Source organism: Marinomonas sp. A3A, assembly GCF_018336955.1.
GTDB lineage: Bacteria > Pseudomonadota > Gammaproteobacteria > Pseudomonadales > Marinomonadaceae > Marinomonas > Marinomonas lutimaris.
Genome location: NZ_CP025532.1, coordinates 2,300,132 through 2,320,783, shown reverse-complemented (window position 1 = coordinate 2,320,783; position 20,652 = coordinate 2,300,132). Strand labels below are relative to the sequence as shown.

General features: G+C 40.0%; 24 protein-coding genes. 9 read left to right on the top strand and 15 right to left on the bottom strand.

The window, feature by feature from the left end:
• Complete coding sequence (locus CYL31_RS10800; RefSeq protein ID WP_212915272.1) at nucleotides 1-1,566, top strand: sensor domain-containing diguanylate cyclase; 1,566 nt, start codon at nucleotides 1-3, stop codon at nucleotides 1,564-1,566.
• Nucleotides 1,567-1,664: 98 nt separating this feature from the next.
• Here the strand turns inward: CYL31_RS10800 and CYL31_RS10795 are convergent, their stop codons facing one another.
• Entirely contained in the window at nucleotides 1,665-2,312 is a 648-nt protein-coding gene (locus tag CYL31_RS10795) for a bestrophin family protein (RefSeq protein ID WP_502845428.1), read from the bottom strand.
• Nucleotides 2,313-2,859: 547 nt separating this feature from the next.
• Here CYL31_RS10795 and CYL31_RS10790 point away from each other — a divergent pair.
• Nucleotides 2,860-3,156, top strand: coding sequence for a hypothetical protein (locus tag CYL31_RS10790; RefSeq protein ID WP_212915270.1), 297 nt, complete (start codon nucleotides 2,860-2,862; stop codon nucleotides 3,154-3,156).
• Between the two features lie 103 nt (nucleotides 3,157-3,259).
• On the opposite strand, the gene yjjG is transcribed toward CYL31_RS10790, so the two are convergent.
• From yjjG to CYL31_RS10755, 7 genes are all read right to left on the bottom strand, one after another.
• Nucleotides 3,260-3,940, bottom strand: coding sequence for a pyrimidine 5'-nucleotidase (yjjG, locus tag CYL31_RS10785; RefSeq protein WP_212915269.1), 681 nt, complete (start codon nucleotides 3,938-3,940; stop codon nucleotides 3,260-3,262).
• A 33-nt stretch (nucleotides 3,941-3,973) separates the two neighbouring features.
• On the bottom strand, nucleotides 3,974-4,534 hold the full coding sequence (yjjX, locus tag CYL31_RS10780; RefSeq protein WP_212915268.1) for an inosine/xanthosine triphosphatase: 561 nt from the start codon (nucleotides 4,532-4,534) through the stop codon (nucleotides 3,974-3,976).
• Nucleotides 4,535-4,615: 81 nt separating this feature from the next.
• Nucleotides 4,616-5,713 carry a chorismate synthase gene (gene aroC, locus CYL31_RS10775; protein ID WP_212915267.1) on the bottom strand — a complete coding sequence of 366 codons (1,098 nt, stop codon included), beginning with the start codon at nucleotides 5,711-5,713 and terminating at the stop codon, nucleotides 4,616-4,618.
• 3 nt (nucleotides 5,714-5,716) lie between these two features.
• Nucleotides 5,717-6,631, bottom strand: coding sequence for a 50S ribosomal protein L3 N(5)-glutamine methyltransferase (gene prmB / locus CYL31_RS10770; RefSeq protein ID WP_212915266.1), 915 nt, complete (start codon nucleotides 6,629-6,631; stop codon nucleotides 5,717-5,719).
• Between the two features lie 53 nt (nucleotides 6,632-6,684).
• A complete protein-coding gene (locus CYL31_RS10765; RefSeq protein WP_212915265.1) occupies nucleotides 6,685-7,449 on the bottom strand; it encodes a hypothetical protein in 765 nt (254 codons plus the stop codon).
• Between the two features lie 193 nt (nucleotides 7,450-7,642).
• The gene (gene sppA, locus CYL31_RS10760) at nucleotides 7,643-8,662 is read right to left on the bottom strand and encodes a signal peptide peptidase SppA (RefSeq protein ID WP_212915264.1); all 1,020 of its coding nucleotides are present in this window, start codon (nucleotides 8,660-8,662) and stop codon (nucleotides 7,643-7,645) included.
• 3 nt (nucleotides 8,663-8,665) lie between these two features.
• A complete protein-coding gene (locus CYL31_RS10755) occupies nucleotides 8,666-9,310 on the bottom strand; it encodes an HAD-IIIA family hydrolase (RefSeq protein ID WP_212915263.1) in 645 nt (214 codons plus the stop codon).
• A gap of 67 nt (nucleotides 9,311-9,377) precedes the next feature.
• On the opposite strand from CYL31_RS10755, the gene CYL31_RS10750 reads away from it, so the two are divergent.
• The 3 genes from CYL31_RS10750 (at nucleotide 9,378) to CYL31_RS10740 (ending at nucleotide 11,007) form a co-directional block, all read left to right on the top strand.
• Complete coding sequence (locus CYL31_RS10750; RefSeq protein WP_212915262.1) at nucleotides 9,378-9,794, top strand: MaoC family dehydratase; 417 nt, start codon at nucleotides 9,378-9,380, stop codon at nucleotides 9,792-9,794.
• Between the two features lie 267 nt (nucleotides 9,795-10,061).
• Nucleotides 10,062-10,367, top strand: coding sequence for a hypothetical protein (locus tag CYL31_RS10745; protein ID WP_212915261.1), 306 nt, complete (start codon nucleotides 10,062-10,064; stop codon nucleotides 10,365-10,367).
• Nucleotides 10,368-10,413: 46 nt separating this feature from the next.
• Nucleotides 10,414-11,007 carry a CBS domain-containing protein gene (locus CYL31_RS10740; protein ID WP_212915260.1) on the top strand — a complete coding sequence of 198 codons (594 nt, stop codon included), beginning with the start codon at nucleotides 10,414-10,416 and terminating at the stop codon, nucleotides 11,005-11,007.
• A gap of 97 nt (nucleotides 11,008-11,104) precedes the next feature.
• Here the strand turns inward: CYL31_RS10740 and tusA are convergent, their stop codons facing one another.
• The gene (gene tusA, locus CYL31_RS10735) at nucleotides 11,105-11,338 is read right to left on the bottom strand and encodes a sulfurtransferase TusA (RefSeq protein ID WP_212915259.1); all 234 of its coding nucleotides are present in this window, start codon (nucleotides 11,336-11,338) and stop codon (nucleotides 11,105-11,107) included.
• A gap of 15 nt (nucleotides 11,339-11,353) precedes the next feature.
• Entirely contained in the window at nucleotides 11,354-11,944 is a 591-nt protein-coding gene (locus tag CYL31_RS10730; protein WP_212915258.1) for an alpha/beta family hydrolase, read from the bottom strand.
• Nucleotides 11,945-12,122: 178 nt separating this feature from the next.
• Between CYL31_RS10730 and hemN the strand changes: the two genes are divergently transcribed.
• The 3 genes from hemN to CYL31_RS10715 are packed head-to-tail and all read left to right on the top strand — an operon-like array spanning nucleotide 12,123 to nucleotide 14,843.
• Entirely contained in the window at nucleotides 12,123-13,493 is a 1,371-nt protein-coding gene (hemN, locus tag CYL31_RS10725; RefSeq protein WP_212915257.1) for an oxygen-independent coproporphyrinogen III oxidase, read from the top strand.
• Between the two features lie 21 nt (nucleotides 13,494-13,514).
• Nucleotides 13,515-14,276: a fumarate/nitrate reduction transcriptional regulator Fnr gene (fnr, locus tag CYL31_RS10720; RefSeq protein WP_212915256.1), complete on the top strand. Its 762-nt coding sequence runs from the start codon at nucleotides 13,515-13,517 to the stop codon at nucleotides 14,274-14,276.
• Nucleotides 14,277-14,300: 24 nt separating this feature from the next.
• Nucleotides 14,301-14,843, top strand: a complete 543-nt coding sequence (locus CYL31_RS10715; RefSeq protein ID WP_212915255.1) for an adenine phosphoribosyltransferase — start codon at nucleotides 14,301-14,303, stop codon at nucleotides 14,841-14,843.
• Nucleotides 14,844-14,915: 72 nt separating this feature from the next.
• Here CYL31_RS10715 and CYL31_RS10710 read toward each other — a convergent pair whose 3' ends face one another.
• The 4 genes from CYL31_RS10710 to CYL31_RS10695 all read right to left on the bottom strand — a co-directional run bounded on the left by CYL31_RS10710 (nucleotide 14,916) and on the right by CYL31_RS10695 (nucleotide 18,730).
• Nucleotides 14,916-15,479 (bottom strand): YfaZ family outer membrane protein, encoded by a 564-nt coding sequence (locus tag CYL31_RS10710; protein WP_212915254.1) that lies wholly within the window; start codon nucleotides 15,477-15,479, stop codon nucleotides 14,916-14,918.
• Nucleotides 15,480-15,489: 10 nt separating this feature from the next.
• A complete protein-coding gene (ttcA, locus tag CYL31_RS10705) occupies nucleotides 15,490-16,329 on the bottom strand; it encodes a tRNA 2-thiocytidine(32) synthetase TtcA (protein WP_212915253.1) in 840 nt (279 codons plus the stop codon).
• A 119-nt stretch (nucleotides 16,330-16,448) separates the two neighbouring features.
• Nucleotides 16,449-16,973 carry a SprT family zinc-dependent metalloprotease gene (locus CYL31_RS10700; RefSeq protein WP_212915252.1) on the bottom strand — a complete coding sequence of 175 codons (525 nt, stop codon included), beginning with the start codon at nucleotides 16,971-16,973 and terminating at the stop codon, nucleotides 16,449-16,451.
• Entirely contained in the window at nucleotides 16,964-18,730 is a 1,767-nt protein-coding gene (locus tag CYL31_RS10695; RefSeq protein ID WP_212915251.1) for a RecQ family ATP-dependent DNA helicase, read from the bottom strand. Before CYL31_RS10695 ends, CYL31_RS10700 begins: the two co-directional genes overlap by 10 nt.
• A gap of 96 nt (nucleotides 18,731-18,826) precedes the next feature.
• On the opposite strand from CYL31_RS10695, the gene CYL31_RS10690 reads away from it, so the two are divergent.
• Nucleotides 18,827-19,471, top strand: coding sequence for a YecA/YgfB family protein (locus CYL31_RS10690; protein WP_212915250.1), 645 nt, complete (start codon nucleotides 18,827-18,829; stop codon nucleotides 19,469-19,471).
• Nucleotides 19,472-19,496: 25 nt separating this feature from the next.
• On the opposite strand, the gene CYL31_RS10685 is transcribed toward CYL31_RS10690, so the two are convergent.
• Nucleotides 19,497-20,648 carry a fused response regulator/phosphatase gene (locus CYL31_RS10685; RefSeq protein WP_212915249.1) on the bottom strand — a complete coding sequence of 384 codons (1,152 nt, stop codon included), beginning with the start codon at nucleotides 20,646-20,648 and terminating at the stop codon, nucleotides 19,497-19,499.
• Nucleotides 20,649-20,652 lie beyond the last annotated feature (4 nt).

The window sequence follows — 20,652 nt, the reverse complement described above, 5'->3', positions numbered from 1 at the left end:
TTGACCGCATTAAAAAGTAAATTCCTAAAACTCAATCGACTTATTTTATTTTTAGCACTAACCGCCACTGTTTTAACCTTTGTAAATAGCTTTTATTCGAATTACGAAGTTCAAAAAGCGCAATTGATACAGCAAACAATAGAAGTTAATAGAGCCTATGCCAGTAAATTATCTGATACGACAGAGGTGTTCATTACTTCTTCCAAGCAGCAACTTGTTTATGCGGCAAACTCACTGTTTGACAAAATGAACAATGAAGAACGTTTAAAGGAAGAGGCCAATAGGCTTAAATTTCAAACTGATAGTTTTAATTCTGTGGTCATTAGTGATGCATCAGGTCTAACTCAAGCGGCTTCACCAGAGACTCTAGATTTAGTCGGAAGACGGCTTACCTCTGCCGGTAGTTTAGAAGCTATAGAGGAAAAAACGCTACTTATTAGTAGTCCATATCTTTCTACTCTAAAGAATTTGATTGTTTTCCTTTCTGCTCCTGTATTTGATTTTCAAGGAAATTATTTGGGTTTTCTCGGTGGGTCTATCTATTTAAAAAGCCCTAACATTTTGAGCGAGATATTGGGTGAACATAATTACAAAAATGGCTCTTATATCTATGTGATAGACCAAGACAAGCAGGTCCTTTATCACCCTGAAAAAGATCGAATTGGTTCATTTGTCGCCGAAAATGATGGTGTTGATGAAATTGTCGCCAAAAAAGAAGGAGGGTTGTTACTGACCAACAGTAGAGGGATTGATATGTTGGCAGGTTTCTCAACTATTCCTAGTACTGGCTGGATTGTCGTTACACAGAGTCCTTTAGAGTCCACATTAGTGCCTTTAACAGGCATTATGGAAAAAGTTATTTTACGTACTTTGCCCATGGCTTTAGCCGTTTTTCTATTTATTTGGCTATTTGCCCGAGCGATTTCTCGACCTCTTCAGCAGTTAGCTGATAGAGCGAGATCACTTGATAGTCCAACTGTGAATGAAGACATAGAAAGTATAGACTCTTGGTACGTGGAAAGTTTAGGTCTTAAAAAAGCCATGTTGAGTGGTGTAAAGCTTATCCATAATCAGATTGGGGAGCTTAAGCGAGACGCCGAAACCGACCCATTGACTGGTGCAAATAACCGCAGAGCTTTTGAGTTTAAACTAAAGCAGTTAGCCTTACTTGAAATGCCTTTTTCAATTTTAGCCTTGGATATTGATTATTTTAAGCGTATCAATGATAGCTATGGTCATAGTGTGGGCGATGATGTTCTTAAACAGCAAACGCAAATATTGAACCGGTTTTGTAGAGATGGCGACATGGTCGCCAGAACTGGCGGTGAAGAATTTGTGTTGTTATTGAAGCAAACTTCTTTAGAGGATGCTTTTATAATAGCAGAGCGGTTACGTGTCGCAATTTCTGATGAAACATTTGACGTCGTTGGAAACATTACGGTTTCAATTGGTATTTCAACGTGGTCAATATCAGACGGTATCAGCATAGAGAGAACGCTTTCATTAGCTGATAAAGCACTTTATCAGGCTAAAGAACAAGGTAGAAATCGCTGTATTATCGCATGATCTAAACGGTATTGGATTTTTAGGAAGAGGGTGTTTATGGTAATTCATAGACACCCTTTTTTTATCTAATCTCAAATACCAGTTTAGTAGATATACAATCAGCTCAAAACGTGATCAATAGGTTTGATTTGAGGCGGTAGATCAGTTTTTCCAAGGGCTCTATGAACATCTCGCTCAATGATTCGAACCATTGAATCGGTTGGTAAGTCATTTACATCATTGCCAAACGGATCTTCTAATTCATTGCCAATTGCATCTAATCCAAAGAACGTATAGCTGATTATTGTCGTAAATATAGGTGCTAGCCAACCTAGCGGCTCAGCCATTGCAAATGGTAACAGCAAGCAAAAAACGAATGTTGTTCTATGTAATAGAAGTGTATATGGGAATGGTAGTGGCGTATTTTTGATTCTTTCACAGTTGGCCTGAGCTTCAGATAATCCTATTAAGCGTCTTTCAAGTTCTAAATAGCGCCATTCACTTATAACACCAGCGGAAGCTAGTTTTGAGCATTTTTCACCTATCTTGCTTAAAATTGTATCTGCAGGATTATCGATAAAAGTGAGCTTATCATCAGTTATCCATTTGTTAAGGGAGATAGACTCATTATTGCCTTTTAACTTTGAATTGAGAGCATGGGCAAAGGCACAAAGCATTTTTAATAGTTCCTCGCGAGTTTGTGTATTTGATATCACAATGCTTTCGCGGCAAAAAGCACGTACTTCAATAATGATTTTCCCCCACATTTTTCTGCCTTCCCACCATCGGTCATAACATGAACTGTTCCTGAAGCTCAAACGGTAATTAACAACACACGTAAAGCTATGCGTTTGGCAATCGAGCCTTTAAGCGTCGTAAGTATAACTATCCAATTTGGATTTGGGCGAACAATCATAGGAAAGCCTAAGAGTAAGATACATTTAATAAAAAAGTTATTTGTCAGGCCAAGACTTGCTGAATTTACTCAGAATAAACATTCAGAGGGATGATTGTTTAGCATTTCAATAGAAGGATGAGTTGGCTCGCGAATGATAGAACCAGCGATCGTGGGTTCCAAGCATTAGTAATCATTAGCTGAAAATAGTCATTATGCGTATAAAACATATATTTATACTATTTCCGATAATAACATTTATCGGAAATAGTGAATGTTATTCTAATCCTATTAAGTGGCATATTTCTAAATTGTGCAAAAAAATAGCTCGTTAAATCGTTTCGTCATTTTTTTGTAACGCAATTCTTTCATTATGAGTTTTTAACTTTTAAACAATCTACTTTTGTATAGGTATTCTTATGAACAAAAACAAACTGATTATCGCTGCTTTGCTTGCTGGATCTCTTAGCGCTTGCTCTTCAATGTCTTCTGACACATCTGCTGCTTCAAAATACGATGTCGATGGATTCACTACAAAAGTTGAAGATGGACGCCTTTGGGTTTTTGAGGAAGGTTCTAAGGAATTAGAGTTCTTTAAAGAACATGGTGAGCCTGCCAAACAGTATACAAATATCGGTGCTGGCCCAGACGGTATGACGGTTAAATCCGCAAGCCAAGAAACTTTAGATAAGTATTTGTCTGCTACTAAAAAATAAGTAATAAAGACGACTCAGCTAATATACTTACGGTTAACCCCATATAAACTTTGTTGAGTTTATATGGGGTTTCTGCATTCTGGGCTATTTAGAGCTAGATGCCCTATTTAGAATTTAACCAACTCTGTAACTCAACCAGTGAACGGATTTGGTGAGTTGGTGTTATCTCTTTTGGATGCTCTTTGTTGTGATGGTTAAGCCAGCATGTATCAATGCCAAAGTTGTTTCCTCCTAAAATGTCTGACTCCAAGGTATCGCCAACCATAAGTACGTGTTCTTTGTTTGGTGAGCCCATTTGTTCAAAAGTATGTTCGAATATTTTAGGGTGTGGTTTAGCAACACCAACGGACTCTGAAGTAACCACGGGTGCGAAATATGGTAAAAAACCTGTTCGCTCTAGTCGTACTGCTTGTAACTGGACAAAGCCATTGGTGATTATGCCCATCTTGATATTGTTTGCATGCAAATACGACACGAGTTCTACCGCGCCTGGTAATGTCTTACAGATTTCCGCCATGGAATCTAAAAATTGCTTGTTAAGCTCTTTGGCGCTGATGGCTAGTCTGTCGCTCCATAATTTAAAACGACGTGTTTGTAGTTGTTCTGCATTAATCTGATTATTTTGATAATCCACCCAAAGCTGTTTGTTTACAACCTGGTATTCATCGTATTCAACTTTTTCAAAAGTGACACCATGTCGGGCAAACATGTGTTTTAAACCTGCGAAATTATCGAAATGAAAAAGCGTTTCGTCGGCGTCAAATAGGATCCATTTATATTTCATTGTTTCTACTTCTGTGCTCTTAATTTATGTACATTAATAATGTTCAGGATGAATTGCAGGCGCTAACGCAAGCACTAATGCTTGGGTGTACACGCTTTCTCTTGTCGCTACGTGATTGGTAAACAAGCCTATGGCGCCGCCTTTTTGTCGAATGTTATCAGTATTAAACAGCTCATCCATTACTTGCCCTAATTCTTCATTTGCTTGTAAGCGTTGATAAACCTTATTTGGCAGAGGTAAATTTGCTGAACGTCCTGTCATTAAATCGCCATTGCTAGCTAAAACAGCAACATAAGCAAAGGTCGCTGCGCCCTCCTCGAATTCATCGACGCCACCTTCCATGGCAACAAAGAAGTTCATATCGTTACTAGTTCTATGTTCGGAGCAATATCTGGCACGGTTTTGTGCACCAAGGCGAGTTTCCGCTTCTGTCATAGGTTGATCGGCAACACCAGACGGCGCATGCATCTCTTCACAATGAATGATGTGATTTGGAAATGCCTGCGAAAAAGCCTGTCTTGCCGCATTTACTTTGACGGGATTAGTTGATCCAACACAAACTCGAATGACAGTAGAGCCTAGTTTGATGGTCATTTACGCCTCAATTTCAAAAATAAAAAATAAAAAAAGCCGCTATGTTGTGAATAGCGGCTTGGTATTTAGTCTACTCTAGGCCTACGCTTGCCCTTTAATAATTGGCGTTGGGCAAACCACGTCGGCATTTTGCGCTCTGTGTCTTAGCAAATGATCCATAATGGTCAAAGCTAGCATTGCTTCAGCTATGGGCGTAGCGCGAATACCTACACAAGGATCATGACGACCTTTGGTAATCACTTCTATTGGATTACCAGCACGGTCGATACTTTTGCCTGGGATAGTGATGCTCGATGTTGGTTTTAGCGCCATGTGAACAACAATATCTTGTCCAGATGAAATACCGCCCAATACCCCGCCAGCGTGATTGCTTAGAAAGCCTTCAGGCGTCATTTCGTCTCGGTGTTGGCTGCCTTTTTGCTCAACAACATCAAAACCGTCACCAATTTCAACCCCTTTGACGGCGTTGATGCTCATGATGGCTTTAGCAATATCAGCATCTAATCGATCAAAAACAGGCGCTCCTAAACCAGGCATCACATTTTTAGCGATAACCGTGATTTTCGCACCGACAGAATCGCCTTCGCGACGAAGTGCAGTCATATATTCCTCAAGTTCCGGAATAGCATCGGGGTCTGGGCTAAAAAAACTGTTTTCATAGACTTGGCTTAAATCTTTGACTTCCAGTTTGATTGGACCAAGTTGTGACAAGAAACCTTGGATTTCGATACCAAATTGTTGCTTCAAGTATTTTTTGGCAATGGCGCCAGCAGCTACACGCATGGCGGTTTCACGAGCGGATGAGCGACCGCCACCACGATAATCGCGGAAGCCGTATTTTTGATCATAGGTGTAATCAGCATGAGCAGGACGGAAAGTATCTGCGATGTTGCCGTAATCTTTTGAGCGTTGATCTGTATTTTCTATTATTAAGCCAATTGGTGTGCCAGTAGTTTTGCCTTCAAATACACCAGACATAATTTTGACTTCGTCAGCTTCACGACGTTGTGTTGTATGCTTCGATGTACCAGGTTTACGCAGATCCAAATCGCGCTGTAAATCTGCTTCGCACAGCTCAATGCCTGGAGGGCAACCATCTACAATGGCGCCAAGCGCAAGACCATGACTTTCACCAAACGTGGTGACTTTAAAAAGTGTTCCAAATGTATTACCAGACATAGTTTATTTCTGCTCTTGTAATAGTTCGCTAAGTTGTTCTTTAGTTAGGATAAAAACACCATTACCACCCTGCTCTAATTCGACCCACATAAAAGGAATGTTCGGGTAAGCAGCTTGTAAGGCTATTTCGGTGTTTCCTACTTCGTATACTAATATACCGCCATCTTGCAGATAATGCGCGACTTGGGCTAAAAAATCATGGGTAAAATTGAGGCCATCTTCACCTGATGTTAAAGCTAATTCCGGTTCATTATGGAATTCCGCTGGAGCATTTTTAAAATCTTCGGCATCCACATAAGGTGGATTGCAGATAATTAGATCGTATTTTTTACCCGCTAAGCTTTTAAACATATCTGAATGAATAGCATGGACTCTGTCTTCGACTTGATGACGCAGAATATTCTGATTGGCAACTACTAATGCGTCTTCACTGATATCTGAGATATCGACTTCTGCGTCTTCAAACACTAAGGCAGCAGCAATGCCTAAGCAACCAGATCCGGTACACATATCTAAAATATTCAACGGATAGTTTTTAAGCCAAGGTGCAAATTCGCTTTCTAATAGAGAAATAATCGGAGAGCGCGGAATCAATGTGTCTTTGGTGACTTTAAACGGTAGTCCCATAAACCAAGCTTCCCCTAGAAGGTAAGGCAATGGCTCACGTTTGGTTATGCGAGTTTGCACTAGCTTAAGAATATGTTTCTTTTCATTGTAGGTCAGCGCGCAATCCAACATATCACGATCAAAGTCGAGTGGAAGTTTTAATGCGCCCATAACAAGATGAATGGCTTCATCCCATGGGTTGTCTGTGCCATGACCGTAAAATAAGTCGGCCTGTTTAAAGCGGCTAAAGGTCCAACGAATGAAGTCTTTGATGGTGGATAAATCACGAACGGCTGATTGTTTGTAGCTCATCTTCTCTTCTTAATTATGAATGCGCGGGTATGGCGAGTAACGCATTATAACGGTTATTGTTTCGTGCCTCTATCTTTGCGTTGCATGGTTTTCACTGAGCTGGTTAATGCATCGAGCTTTTTTGTCATTTCTTGCCACTTTTTCGCGTCTTCTTTTGTTTTGTTATGTTGAACTTCGTCTAGCGTGGCTGTTAGTTTCGCATTTTCCTCAACTAGCTTTATGAGCTGGTTATCTTGCTTGGCAAGATCTACTTCTTTTTGAGAAAGGTTGATTCTGAGCTCGGTGATTTCTTTTTGCTCTTGTTTGATCTGGGTGGTCAGCACTGCGTTTTGAGCAATCACCTCTTGGTACCTTTGTTCACTGAATGCAAGTTTCTGTTTAAATGTTTCTGCTTCGTCACTTACTTTCTTGTGCTCTGACGTTAATGAGTCATGTGCTGCTTGTAATTCGATTAATGCTGAAGATAAAGATAGATAACCGCTTTGTGTTGCTTCTTGCTTGAGTATTTGGTGTTGCTCAATTTCGGATGATTTCTCATCGAGCAATTTTCCGAGATTTTGAGTTACTTCTCTTGAGAAACGTTTAAAGACAGGAAGCAATACATCATTGAGTTCGCTTAACTCATGTTGTTGCTGTTCTTTGTAGGCTTCTTCCCAGTCAGTGATCGCATTTAGGAAGGTAGTGTTTGAGCAGCGCCGACCGTCCTTTTGTAGGAAATATTCGGTTAAACGAGGAATATTTGGAAAGTTGTTTTTTTCTATCAACTCCCAGCAAGCTTGGTGAATTTCTTCTCTTGCTATGTTTGCTTTACGAGCCATAGTTCATCCTACTGGTCGTTTAAGATTTAAATTAAATAAATAACGAAATTATTTTATCAAACTTATCTTTTTTGTAAAACAAGATGGCGGAATTATTGCAGCTTTCATTTTTTGCTTTGGTATATTTTAGACAATAAAAAAGCTCCCGTAGGAGCTTACTGATACTGAACTGATCTTAATGTCGAGCTGATGTTTATTGAATGCTGGTAGTATTTATGACTCTTGTTGCCATTTCAACACCAAACTCTTTGGCTAACTCTTTCCAAGAATCTTGTTTTGGCTCATAAACAACAGGCTCCGCATCGGGAAAGCGTGAGTCTAATATTTCGTTTACGCTTGCTAAGCCATCAATCAAACCAATCTTAATTGCTTGTGAACCGGTAAATACCATACCTGAGAACACATCATCCGTAATAACAAGTCTATCGCCGCGGCCTTCTTTGACTGCATTAATGAACTGTTGATGAGTTTCATCTAGTACTGCCTGCCATTTTACTTTTGCTTCTTCAGTCATTGGAGCAAATGGATCAAGAAATGCTTTGTTACGACCTGCCGTAAAAGTGCGTCGCTCTACACCAATCTTTTCGAGTAAATTACTTGCATCAAAACCGGAGGAAATAACGCCAATAGAACCAACTAAGCTGGCTTTATCTGCGTAGATTTCATTTGCGGCGGACGCTATGTAGTAGCCACCTGAAGCGGCCATATCTTCAACAACTACTAGAACTGGAATGTCTGGATAGTTTTGCTCTTTGGCGCGGATAGCATCGTAAATAATGCCCGAATGAACAGGACTTCCGCCTGGGCTGTTCATTTCAATGACCACACCTTTGAGACGAGAGTTCTGGTAAGCTGCATCAAGCAAGCTAACAAACTCAGAGGATTCAATCTCGTTATCGGCACCGATAACGCCCCGCATTGGAATCATAGCAACTACATCACTTTCTAAACTAACGTCTTGAAAGTTAGATTTTGCAAACCAGCCACCAACTACCGCCAAGAAGATGGCAAGTGTGGTAAAACGAAAGAAGATTCTCCAACGTCTAGCACGACGTTTTTCAATAAGGTTTTCGCTGAGTGTTTTTTCTAGTAAGGACCAAATCTCTTTATTTGGATCTGTTGTCTCTATTTCGGGCTTTTTCTCAGTATGTGCATGCTCGCTTGAGGTTTCGTTAAGCGACTGTTTGCGGTCTTCGTCTTCTGTCCAGCTCATTTTCTATAACCCTAAAATGTTTGATAATTGATTGAAATCGTTTATTAGCGCGTGCGGTTGGCAAGCTCTTAGTCGTTCTTCTTGATGTGCGCCATAAGTTACCCCAATGCTTTTTATTCCAGCATTGGTTGCCATGTTTAGATCGTATTCCGTATCGCCAATCATAATGGCGTGCTCTGGCGAAATATTTAGCTCTGCTAATATTTGCTCTAGCATTAAAGGGTGTGGCTTTGAAATCGCTTCATCGGCGCAGCGAGAAGCAACAAAGTAATCTCTTGTATTGGTTAGAGACATTACCCTTTCGAGTCCTCGGCGACTTTTGCCAGTTGCTACCGCCATTTGCATGCCTGTGGCTTGCAGTTTATTCAGTACATCTATTACGCCAGGGTAAGCCAATGGCGGGGTTTGATCTGACGCGACATAAATAGTCTTATAGTGTTTGATTATTGCATTTTGCTCATTGGAAGATAGTTCTGGCCAAACCGTGTTGATGGCTTTATCTAAGGATAAACCAATGATGTTTTTTATATCGTCTTTTGTTCTTTGCGGTGCGTTTGCCAACTGTGCAGCTTGTAACATGCTGTGACATATATTGTCGATGGAGTCGAATAAGGTACCGTCCCAATCAAAAATTACCAACTTAACCATAGATACCTCTTAAGAATAATTCAGCGAAAGTGTACCATAACCGAAAATGACAAAATAAGGATTGGTAATGACTACTGGTTATACGTTAGAGCAACTTTCAATTGATCAAAGTGTTGAATATCGCAAAGTGGTTACACAAGCAGATGTACAAGCTTTTGCAGACGTGACAGGCGACACAAACCCCGTTCATTTGGATGCTGAGTATGCAGCGACAACCTCGTTTGGCAAGCCTATTGCTCATGGCATGCTAACCGCTGGCTTTATTTCGGCAGCCATTGGGACTAAATTACCAGGGCCTGGCTGTATTTATTTAGAGCAAACGTTGAAGTTCCGCTCTCCCGTTTTTGTTGGACAAGAAGTGGTTACCAAAGTAACGATTACAGATATTAACGAACGCCGTCGTCGTGCAACACTCAAAACAGTGTGTGAGTGTGATGGTAAGGTTGTGGTGACAGGTGAAGCTACGATAATGTTGCCTGCATAAGGGATCTATTAAACAGTAATGATGCTTAAAAAGAGCATTGCTGATGCGGCAATGCTCTTTTTTTCGCGCTGTGTAATAGTACTTGTTTCACAAGGAAAGTCGTGGCGTAAGCTTTTTACGCCCTTTTTGATTAATCACTCTTATTTGCATCACAATTTTTAGGCAAAGCGTGTGATCGTGAAAATATGCGGCATTTTGTAAAAAAGGCTGTGATTTACCGAAGTGCAGGCCTATATTTATTAGACAGATCAAGGACTAGGTGTTGCCATGAAAATTCAATTGCTAATGATCATTGCGGTTTTTATATCGTCTATATTGACGATATCTCAGCGCGCCAATGCTCAAGAAGTAAATCAGTTTCGCTGGCTAGAACCTACTATAGAGCAAAGATGCGATGAAATCGTTGTCCCAGATCAAGGCAATGGATCAGATAACAGTTTTGTTTTATTTACTTCATCCCAAAACCACGTACCTACTTTAACTTCTACGGCTTTTTTAAGTTATCGTTTACCTGTTATTACTAAAATTAGTACTAGCATAAACCCAAGAGCCCCACCGTTTTCATTGATATAACCCATCCAATTGCTGTTTATATTTTATTCTTTACTGGGGATTTATCATGAAAACTTTAACTTATGTATCTACAAAAGACGTTAATAATCTAACTTGGCCTGCAACTACAGAGAACATAAATCTTTATTCTCCTGCATTGTCTGTATTTACTGACTTTCAAACCGCTGGGCCGCGAGTTATTGAATCTAATACTCGTGCAGATGAGCTTGTTCAATTAATGAGAAAAGAACACGTACGCATGAAAATAGTGGTAGATGCGGACAATCATTTTGTCGGCATTATTAGTCTCGAGGACCTATCTGAAGATGTGTTTATCAAGCAAGTTGCTAACGGGTTTAAACGTTCAGAGTTGATGGTTGCTGATTTGATGAGAGCGAAAGAAGTGTTACTTGCTCTATCGTATACATCTCTTAAGCATTCAGATATTGAATCACTTTTGTTTAGTCAGCGTAACAATAAGCTGCAGCATTTACTTGTTATTGATGAAGATACCAAGGCTATTCGAGGTTTGATTTCATCTAACGATGTTGCCCGTCAGCTTCGATTGGATATTGATGTTGCTTTCTCTAGTTTTGCACATACTTACCAAAGCGCTATTCTTGGTCAAAAAGAGCCTGCAAAAAAGTTAAAAGTAGCTTAACTCACGATCAATTTTTTGAGCTAGTTACTTAAAAGAAGCCCAGATTATTAATTAGATAATCTGGGCTTCTTTTTGTTTGCTCTTCTTTCTTATCTTTTTATGGGCCTTTCTTTTCGATCCAATAGTAATAAGTACCCCCTTCTTGTTCCTGCTTAGTAAGCTTGTGGCCAAGAAACTGGCAGAACTTCGGAATATCTCTCGTTGTGGATGGATCTGTTGCAATAACCTTCAATATTTCTTTCGCCGAGAGTTTTCGCATCTCTACATGAAGCATCATCACGGGTTCAGGGCAAAGTAAATCTGTTGCATCAAGTATGGCTTGGTGTTCCATAATATTTCTCTCTATTTAGATGTTCTTTTCTAGCCAGTTTTTAGTGTGAATAGCTAACTCTAAAACGGTGTCTTCTATGTTTTTATTGTATTTTTTTAGTGTTTTAAAGTCATGATCCGCGCCTTCTATCCACAGAATTTCTATATTCTCAGGCAATGATTGCTGACTAACCCAATCATAAGAACCAAGTTGATCTCTGGTACCTTGAATAATTAGGCATGGTGCCTTTAGCTCAGCAAGAAAAGACAGTCGGTGTTTCTCCGGTTTTCCAGCAGGATAAAAAGGAAAACCAAAACACACGACCGCCTTTACCATAGCTAGATTCGTTAGCTGTGTGGCCACTCGCCCCCCCATGGATTTTCCAGCCACAACACAGCTGCTGTTATGTTCAATATACTCAGCATATTCAGGAACAAGGGTGGGGAATTTGGGTGGTGGCCTCTTCTTTCCTGAGCGCTCTTGCTCTTTCATATATGAAAAAGTAACAGGTATAACTGCTTGTTGTCGTTGCTCGGATATGGCTTCACAAAGTTGCTTTAAAAAAGAGTTGCTGTGGCCAGCACCAGCACCGTGTGCAAGATATAAAGGAAGAGAATTCATGCTCATAAATTTCAAAAATACTATTAGACCAGATCCGATGAATGGTTAAAACCTTACTCGATATATTATTGCAGACTCTACAGTAAAAGGTTTTATCTACAGTATGAGAATTCTTGATCTGGGTCAGCAAATGACTTTTCACTAAAGTGTAAACTTCTATTAGAAATTTTAATAGGAACGCATCATGATCTGGGATTCTTCACTTATCGCTAAGTACGATCTATCCGGGCCCCGTTACACTTCTTACCCGACAGCACCGCAATTTGACGCAAGTATTAGTAAAATTGCGCTTATTGATAAAATGTTAATGCCTTCCGAGGCGCCTCTTAGCCTCTATTTTCATATTCCCTTTTGTGCCAACCTTTGTTACTACTGCGCTTGTAATAAAATTGTAACTAAGCAGTACGAAAAAGGGGCCGAGTACGTTGAGTTACTGGGCGAAGAAATGAGATTGCGTAGTCTGATGCTTGACCATTCAAGAGAAGTGACGCAATTGCATTTTGGTGGCGGCACGCCTACTTTTTTGACGGAAGAGTTAATTGACGCGCTGTTTGATAATATCCAGCAGCATTTCAACTTAATCAATGATGGCACGCAGGATTACAGTGTTGAAATTGATCCTCGGGAGATCAGTCTATCTAAATTGAAGCTGTTAACAAAAAAGGGAATTAATCGAATTAGTATTGGTGTGCAGGATTTTGACATCAAGGTTCAAGAAGCTATTCACCGTGTTCAGCCTGTTGAGATGGTAGCCACTCTTGTTGACGATGCTCGAAAATTAGGCATTAGGTCGATTAATTTCGATCTAATTTATGGCTTGCCATACCAGTCTATCGAAGGTTTTAAAAAGACCTTGGAACAAGTGATTCAATTATCTCCTGAGCGTATATCGCTTTTTAACTACGCCCATTTACCTGATAGATTTCGTGCTCAAAGACGAATTTCAGATGAAAGCTTACCTATATCAAGCATGAAGCTTGAGCTATTGAGGATGAGTACAGAATATTTAATCTCTGCTGGTTATGAATATATAGGCATGGATCACTTTGCAAAACCAACAGATAGCCTAGCGATTGCTCAAAAGCAAGGTCAGCTACAGCGCAACTTTCAGGGTTATACAACGCATGCTGGTACCGATTTGGTTGCTTTTGGCGTTTCCGCTATTAGCGATTTAAATGGTGTTTATATTCAGAACCATACAGACTTATCAATTTATAGGAGTAGTATTGAGAAAGGCCAATTGGCAATCGCTAAAGGTTATATTAGTGATCTGGATGATAGAATCCGTCATCAAGTGATAATGACATTAATTTCTCAATTTGAGCTGAATGTTGTTGTTATTGAAAAGAAATACAATATTGATTTCTTTGAGTACTTTTCTGAAGAGATGGAAAGGCTAACTCCCATGGTAAAAGATGGTATGTTAGATATTGACTGTAGTGGAATGCAGACCACTATTAAAGTAACAGAACGCGGTAGATTACTAATTCGCTGTATTTGTATGGTCTTTGATAAATACCTTAATGGCGCCATAAAATACTCAAAAGTTATATAGATCGAGATCAGGGAGATTTACATGTCAATGACACACACACAGTCACGATTCAACAGCACCCTTACTTCGCAGTGTCAAAATTGTAGCCTAAGTGCTCTTTGTCTCCCAATTGCATTGGCTGATGAAGATATTAATAGATTAGATCAGATTATTGAGCGCAAAAAGCCACTTAAAAAAGGTGAGTTTTTGTTTCGCCAAGGCGATACATTTGATTCTGTTTACGCTGTTCGCTCTGGTACTTTAAAAACATTCAACATCACATCAGTTGGCGAAGAGCAAATCACAGGTTTTTATTGTCCTAGTGAATTGGTCGGTTTAAGCGGGATTGATTCAAATGTCTATCCGGTTTCTGCAAAGGCACTGGAAACCACTACAGTGTGTGAGATTCCATTTAGTCACCTTGAAGAGTTATCTTCACAGATTCCTTCTTTGAAACATCAAATATTTAAGGTGATGAGTCGAAAAATATCCGATGATCAACAGATGATGGTTTTGTTGGGGAAAAAAAATGCCGATGAGAAAGTGGCATCTTTCTTATTAAACCTATCTAATCGATTTAAAAAACGTGGCTATTCCGCTAGTTCTTTTCGCCTTTCCATGTCTCGCGGGGAGATTGGTAACTACCTTGGATTAGCAGTTGAAACAGTTAGTCGTGTCATTACACGTTTTCAAAAAAATGAACTAATACATGTTGATGGGAAAGAAATTGAGATTGTTGACTTCCCCGAAATGCAAAAACTCGTGGGGGTTGCGAGTGATTGTGGTAAAATCGCCAATATTTGATTGATATAATGAGGCTCAACTGGAATGCTTTACGACGATTTTTACGTTAAATCACTAATACAAACAATAGAAGACTGGCCAAAACAAGGTATTAGCTTCCGAGATATCACCCCTATTTTCAGTGACCCTAAAGGTATGAGAATGGTCGTTGATGCCTATGTACATCGCTATATCGCAACGGATATCACTCATATAGCCTGTATCGATGCCCGTGGTTTTTTGATTGCAGCGGTTCTGGCTTATGAACTTCAAAAGCCTCTTATCTTAGTGCGTAAAAAAGGTAAGCTTCCAGGAAAGACTATTTCACAAAAATATGCGCTGGAATATGGTGAAGCAGAATTAGAAATCCAAGAGGGAGCTGTAAAAGCGGGCGATGAAGTATTGTTGTTTGATGATCTGATTGCGACTGGCGGCACCCTATTTGCTGCAATCAAGTTATTGACTAGTCAAGGCGCAAATATCAAAGAAGTCGCTGCTATTATAGATTTGCCAGATTTGGGTGGAAGCCAAAAACTAAGAGACAGTGATATACCTGTTTTTAGCCTTTGCGCTTATGATGGCGAGTAAGAATTGAACGAATAATAAAAAAGGTGGCCTCAGCCACCTTTTTTATTATTAAGCGTAAATAATTTACTGCTATTAAAAATCTACTGTTGCGCCAACAGAAAGACCTTTATCGATTTCTTTACGAGAATCGTCTTCAAATACAGTCACTGTTTTACCATAACTAATGAATGCACGAGCGTTACGCATTGTCATATATTCAGCACGGAATTCGTAAGTGTACATGTGGTCAAGATTTGAAATAGCCAGTACTTCCGGCGAGTAATACACAGAGCCATAGATACTCACACGATTTGCTTCAGGTAAGGTGTACCGATACCAGCCACCTAAAGCAAGTGCAACAGATAGGTCATCATTCTTCTCTGAATCTGCATCAATAGCGTATAGTCGAATACCAATCCCTGCTTGAAGTGGGCCACTTGTGTCTGAATCCTCTACCGTTACACCAATATGTCCAGTTGAGGTATTTTCATCATCATTATGAGTAATTCCGCCATTTACGCCGAAAGCCCCCATATTTAAGTTGATATTACCTTTCACTGTGTCGTTTGTTAAACTAACTCCAGCGGATGACGCATTTACGATAGAAGATCCTAAAATGCCGGCGGTTAACAATAGTGCTTTATGTGTTAGGTTCATTTCTATTACCCTATAGTGAAATAATATTTAATCGGTCAAATGCCTCAGGTGACTGCTTCAACCCCTTGAAGTCGAATAACTTTGTGTCTGCCAAATGTGATGGAACAACATTTTGTATAGCAGAGAACATGGTTTCTGTTCTACCCGGAAATTCTTTTTCCCACTTTTGCAACATGTCTTTTACGACCTGTCTTTGTAGGTTTTCTTGAGAGCCACACAAGTTGCAAGGAATGATAGGATATTCCTTCATTACCGCGAAGGATTCAATGTCTTCTTCTTTGCAGTAAGCCAAAGGACGGATAACAATGTGTTTTCCATCATCGCTTAATAACTTTGGCGGCATAGACTTTAATTTACCACCAAAAAACATATTCAAGAATAATGTTTCCAGAATATCATCTCTGTGATGGCCAAGTGCAATTTTAGTCGCTCCAATTTCCTCAGCAAAACCGTACAAGGAGCCACGGCGCAAACGAGAGCATAAACCACAAGTAGTTTTACCCTCTGGCACAATTTCCTTTACGATACTGTAAGTGTCGCGCTCTAAAATGTGAAAATCCACTCCTAGCTCTTCCAGATAAGCAGGTAAAATATGCTCGGGGAAACCAGGTTGCTTTTGATCTAAATTCACAGCAACGATACTGAATTTTATAGGTGCGCTAGCCTGAAGATTTCGCAAAATCTCAAGCATAGTGTAAGAGTCTTTTCCTCCAGATAAACACACCATTACTTTATCGCCTTCTTCAATCATATTGAAGTCAGCAATAGCTTGGCCTGTTAATCTGCGAAGGCGTTTTTGGAGCTTGTTTAGCTCTAACTTTTCTTTAGGTCGAGTAGATAAATCCATCATAAGTACGCTGTAAACAAAACGCGCCTATATTACTATAAGCATGAAGCTATCGCATCAAAAATGGATAATATAAGGCAAAAGTGTATAAAAAATCACTATCTTACTGTTTTGATGGGTTGTCAGTTATCTTTGCTTATAAATTGTAACGTTGAACGACAGCCTTTGCAGATGTATTCAACACCACTTTGAGCCCTAGTATGGCGCCGTTTAGTGAATTGGTGTTTTTGGCAGGAGCAGCGGTATTCATAAGCCTGTTTTTGCGGTGGAACATCAAAAGTATGCGTTCTACTTGGTCGGATACCGTATACCTTCAGCATGACTGCCTGCCACTCTTTTCCGTGAGGCTTCACCGTGTTGCCATAGATTTGAAACACAACAATATGAGCTACTTCATGTGGAACAACGGTGCCTAAGAATTCAACTGGGTCTTGCTGATACATAAAATGGTTAAAGCGCAACTCATTTTTTTGCAAATGAGCTGTACCTGCAGCCCGTCCTCTTTGCTTTAAATTGCATGTTGAGCGTTTAAATTTATTACCAAAAAACGCATCGGCTTTATCAAAGCAGTGATTAGCTGTTTGAGCAATTACGCTTAGCGCTTCTTCTTCGTAGTTTAAGCTTGTCTGTCGAGAGGTTAAGGACATGCTGCAACGGCCTCTTTTGGTTCTACCTCATGGAGAATTTTTAATAGAGCCTCTGCAAAGTCGGCTACCTTCTCTTTTGATAAACCAGTCAAACGACTTAATGACGCAATCGAATTTGGCTTATGTAGACAAATTAACCTAAGTTGAGTATCACTCAAGTCCAACTTTTCGTAGTTGTATTTCCAAGCTAAGATTTTATGCCAATTTATGCTGTCGATTGCAAGATGCTCTTCCTGAAGTGTCGGATAGTAATGCTCAGCAGGAATAATTATTTGTGTTTTTCCTTGAAGTACACTGCGAGATTTTTCGTTGATGTGTACAGTAAAAGCACTAAACACCCCAAGAGTGATGTACTCATATGCTATTAAGTGCCTGATAACAGATTTCCATTGCACCTCGCTCAGTTCTTTTCCTTTGCCAAATAGCGGCAGAAACTCGGCTTTAATTGCACTAACAGGTTTAGATTTTTTCCCGAGTAAGATTTGGATAAGTAATGAAAAAGGCTGAAGTCCTTTTGTGTGATAAATCAGAGATAACAGTTTCTGGCTAGCTGTCGTCATATTTTGTTCAGATTTGTTGGAAAGGCATCTATCGCAATGCTGACAAGCCGGAATGCTTTCATTAAAATGTGATAATAAATTTTGTCGACGGCACCCTCTCCCTTCTAAAATGCGAAACAAACTGCCCAAATGTTGTAATTCTTTTTCTGCTGCCAAAGGCTGCATTGCAGCTAGTTGTTGTGCTTGAATCATATCTTGCAAACCATAGAGCAACAAAGACTTAGCGGGTTTTCCATCGCGTCCAGCACGTCCAACTTCTTGGAAATAGGACTCAGGGCTACTTGGCAAGTCTAAATGAACAACAAATCGCACATGAGCGATATCAATACCCATACCATAAGCGGTAGTTGCAACCATAATGGTTCCTTGTTGCTCTGCAAATATCTTATGATGCTTTTGTTTGTCTTCTTCTAGCATGGCTGCGTGATAACTTAAACTTGACAATCCAAGCTCGCTTAACCAATTTGCCAGCTCTTCGGTTTTTCTTCTTGACCGGCAATAAATAATCCCTGTCTCTCCGGGCACTTCGTGATGGAGGAAATACAAAATCTGCTGCTTGGCTTTACGTTTTTGAGCTATTTGTATTTTTATATTGGTGCGATCAAAACTGTTGCGTAAAACCAGGCAATTTTTAAGTTGCAATGACTCTTGAATCGTCATCATGGTTTTTTGATCAACGGTACCCGTAAGCGCAATAATAGGAATGTCAGGAAAAGAAGATTTCAGCTGACCAAGTTGGCTGTATTCAGGCCTGAAAAAGCTACCCCACTGTGAAATACAGTGGGCTTCATCGATGGCGAATAACGAAATATCAAAGCTGTGCAAAAAGCCAATAACCGATGGTTGAACAAGCTTTTCTGGTGATAAGTACAGCAAGTCAATATGCTGGTGTCGCAGCGCCCATACCAGGTCATCTTGTTCGCCTGGGTTCAAGGTAGAATTCAGAAACTTAGCGCGTATACCTTTTTTATTTAATTCTTCTACTTGTTGTGACATTAGAGATAATAAAGGGCTGACAATGACAGCAACGCCATTTCGTATCAATCCAGCGGCCTGGTACGCTAGAGATTTACCGCCACCAGTAGGTGCTGCTAGCAAAACGTCTTGTCCTGCGCATAAAGCATCGATCGCCTGCTCTTGCAAAGGGCGATATTCAGAGTAGCCTAGACGTGAAAGTGTGTGCTTCTTTAAATTCATTTGCGAATTATCCCTTAACACAGCGCTTTCTGCATCGATTTTTCGCCTTCTTTTCGCTAGAATCAGTCACTTAATTTGTATTAGGGAAACATTTACATGGCACACCAACCTCTTGATGATCTTGAGTTAGAGACGTTAGAAAATTTTTTGGAGTCGGATCAAGTTCATGAGGAATGTCAGAACTTCGTTATGGCTCATGGCTTCTTAACGGCACTGTCTATTTGCCCTGTTTTGACAGCCGAAGATAAATGGCTACCGGTTATTTTTGAAGACACACCAAACTTTGAAAATGAAAAACAAGAAAGGCAAATACTTCAGTATCTATCACGTCTGTTTGTTGATATTCAAAAAGAGTTAGAATCAGAAGATGGCTTTATGGTGCCTTGTGAGCTTGAAATGGGCTCTTCACCAGAAGAACTAAGTGAGTTGCAGGAATGGGCTACCGGTTTTATGGAAGGCGTATTCATGACTGAACAATACTGGTTTGAGTCTGAAAAGGAAGAAGTTGTTGCAGAGCTTTTGTTGCCGATTATGGTAGCTTCTGATTTGTTTGATGATGAAGAAGTTGTGCAAATTCGCGAAAGCGAAAAGCTAACTAATTCGTGTATTGCTCAAATCCCAGAAGTGGTTACTGATTTATTCTTAGTTTTACGTACTGAGCCTGAAAAGCGTCCATTTCCAAAGGCTCAACCTAAAGCGAAAGGCAATAATAACAAGAAGAAAAGTGGTAAAAAATCTTAATCTAAATCTCCTGCTTGCATCCCTATTATTGCAAGCAGGTACTTCTTAGAGCAACAAGAGTAATGTCATCTAATTGCTCTGATTCACCCAGATATTCGGCTAGCTTTCTTTCAGTTATTTGCTGTGCGGATATTAGGCTTTTTTCTGCGTATGCGTTTGAAATAATAACTCTGGCTTGATTGTCTCCAAGCATTTCATCATGACAATTTTTAAGCTCCAAAACCCCATCCGAGACAATAATCAAGGTGTCTCCCGCGTTTAATTTATTGCTTTGTAAATCTGCTTCGAACTCACTGCCCGAAAGAATACCAAGCGGCATATGATTGGATTGCAAATAATCCACTGAGCCATTAGAACGTCGTATAAAAGCATTAGGCATTCCACCTCCCCAGTAAGCAATGTCACCACCCGGTGTCATGAGAATTAGATAACCAGCACAAAACATATAATCGGGCAGTATACTGAAAAGTATCCGATTGATTCGGACTGCCAGCTCATTTACGCAAAGCAAATCATCTACTGCATCGAAGAATGTCTGCATAACTGGCAACGCTCCAATCGAAGCCGGCAAACCGTGACCAGTGAAGTCTCCAACAAACACAAGACGAGCGCCATCTGAGCGGGTTTTAACTAAGGCTAAATCTCCATTAAAGCTGGCCGCAGAAAGCCTAGTAATAGCGACTTGTTCGGAGTTTTTTTCACTTCGCGTTTGAATATGATCAAGGACATGATGAGCCATTTCATGTTCTCGCTCTATCATGGTTTGATAATAGGTTAGAGCTTTGTTTTTACGGTACATTTCTTTCATTAGTTCGACATGGCGCATATGCGTTTTAAGTCGAATATTGAAAAGTACTTCATTGAATGGCTTGGGAATAAAATCGTCAGCGCCAGCCTTAAAGCACTTGTCCATAACAGAATCAGCGGTATGAGATGCTAGGAAAATCATTGGTACAAAACGACTTCCAGATAAGGCTTTCAGTTTTTGGACCAAATCATAACCACTGCCGCCTTTCATAATGACGTCCAAAGTAACGATATCCGGATCATAGCTTTCGAAGGCAATAAGGGCCTCTTCATAACTGGCCACACTTTTGACCGTCACACCCTCTTTTTCTGCGCATAGGGAAATAATTTCGCGATAAACGGGCTCACTGTCTACGCACAATAATTTCATCTGT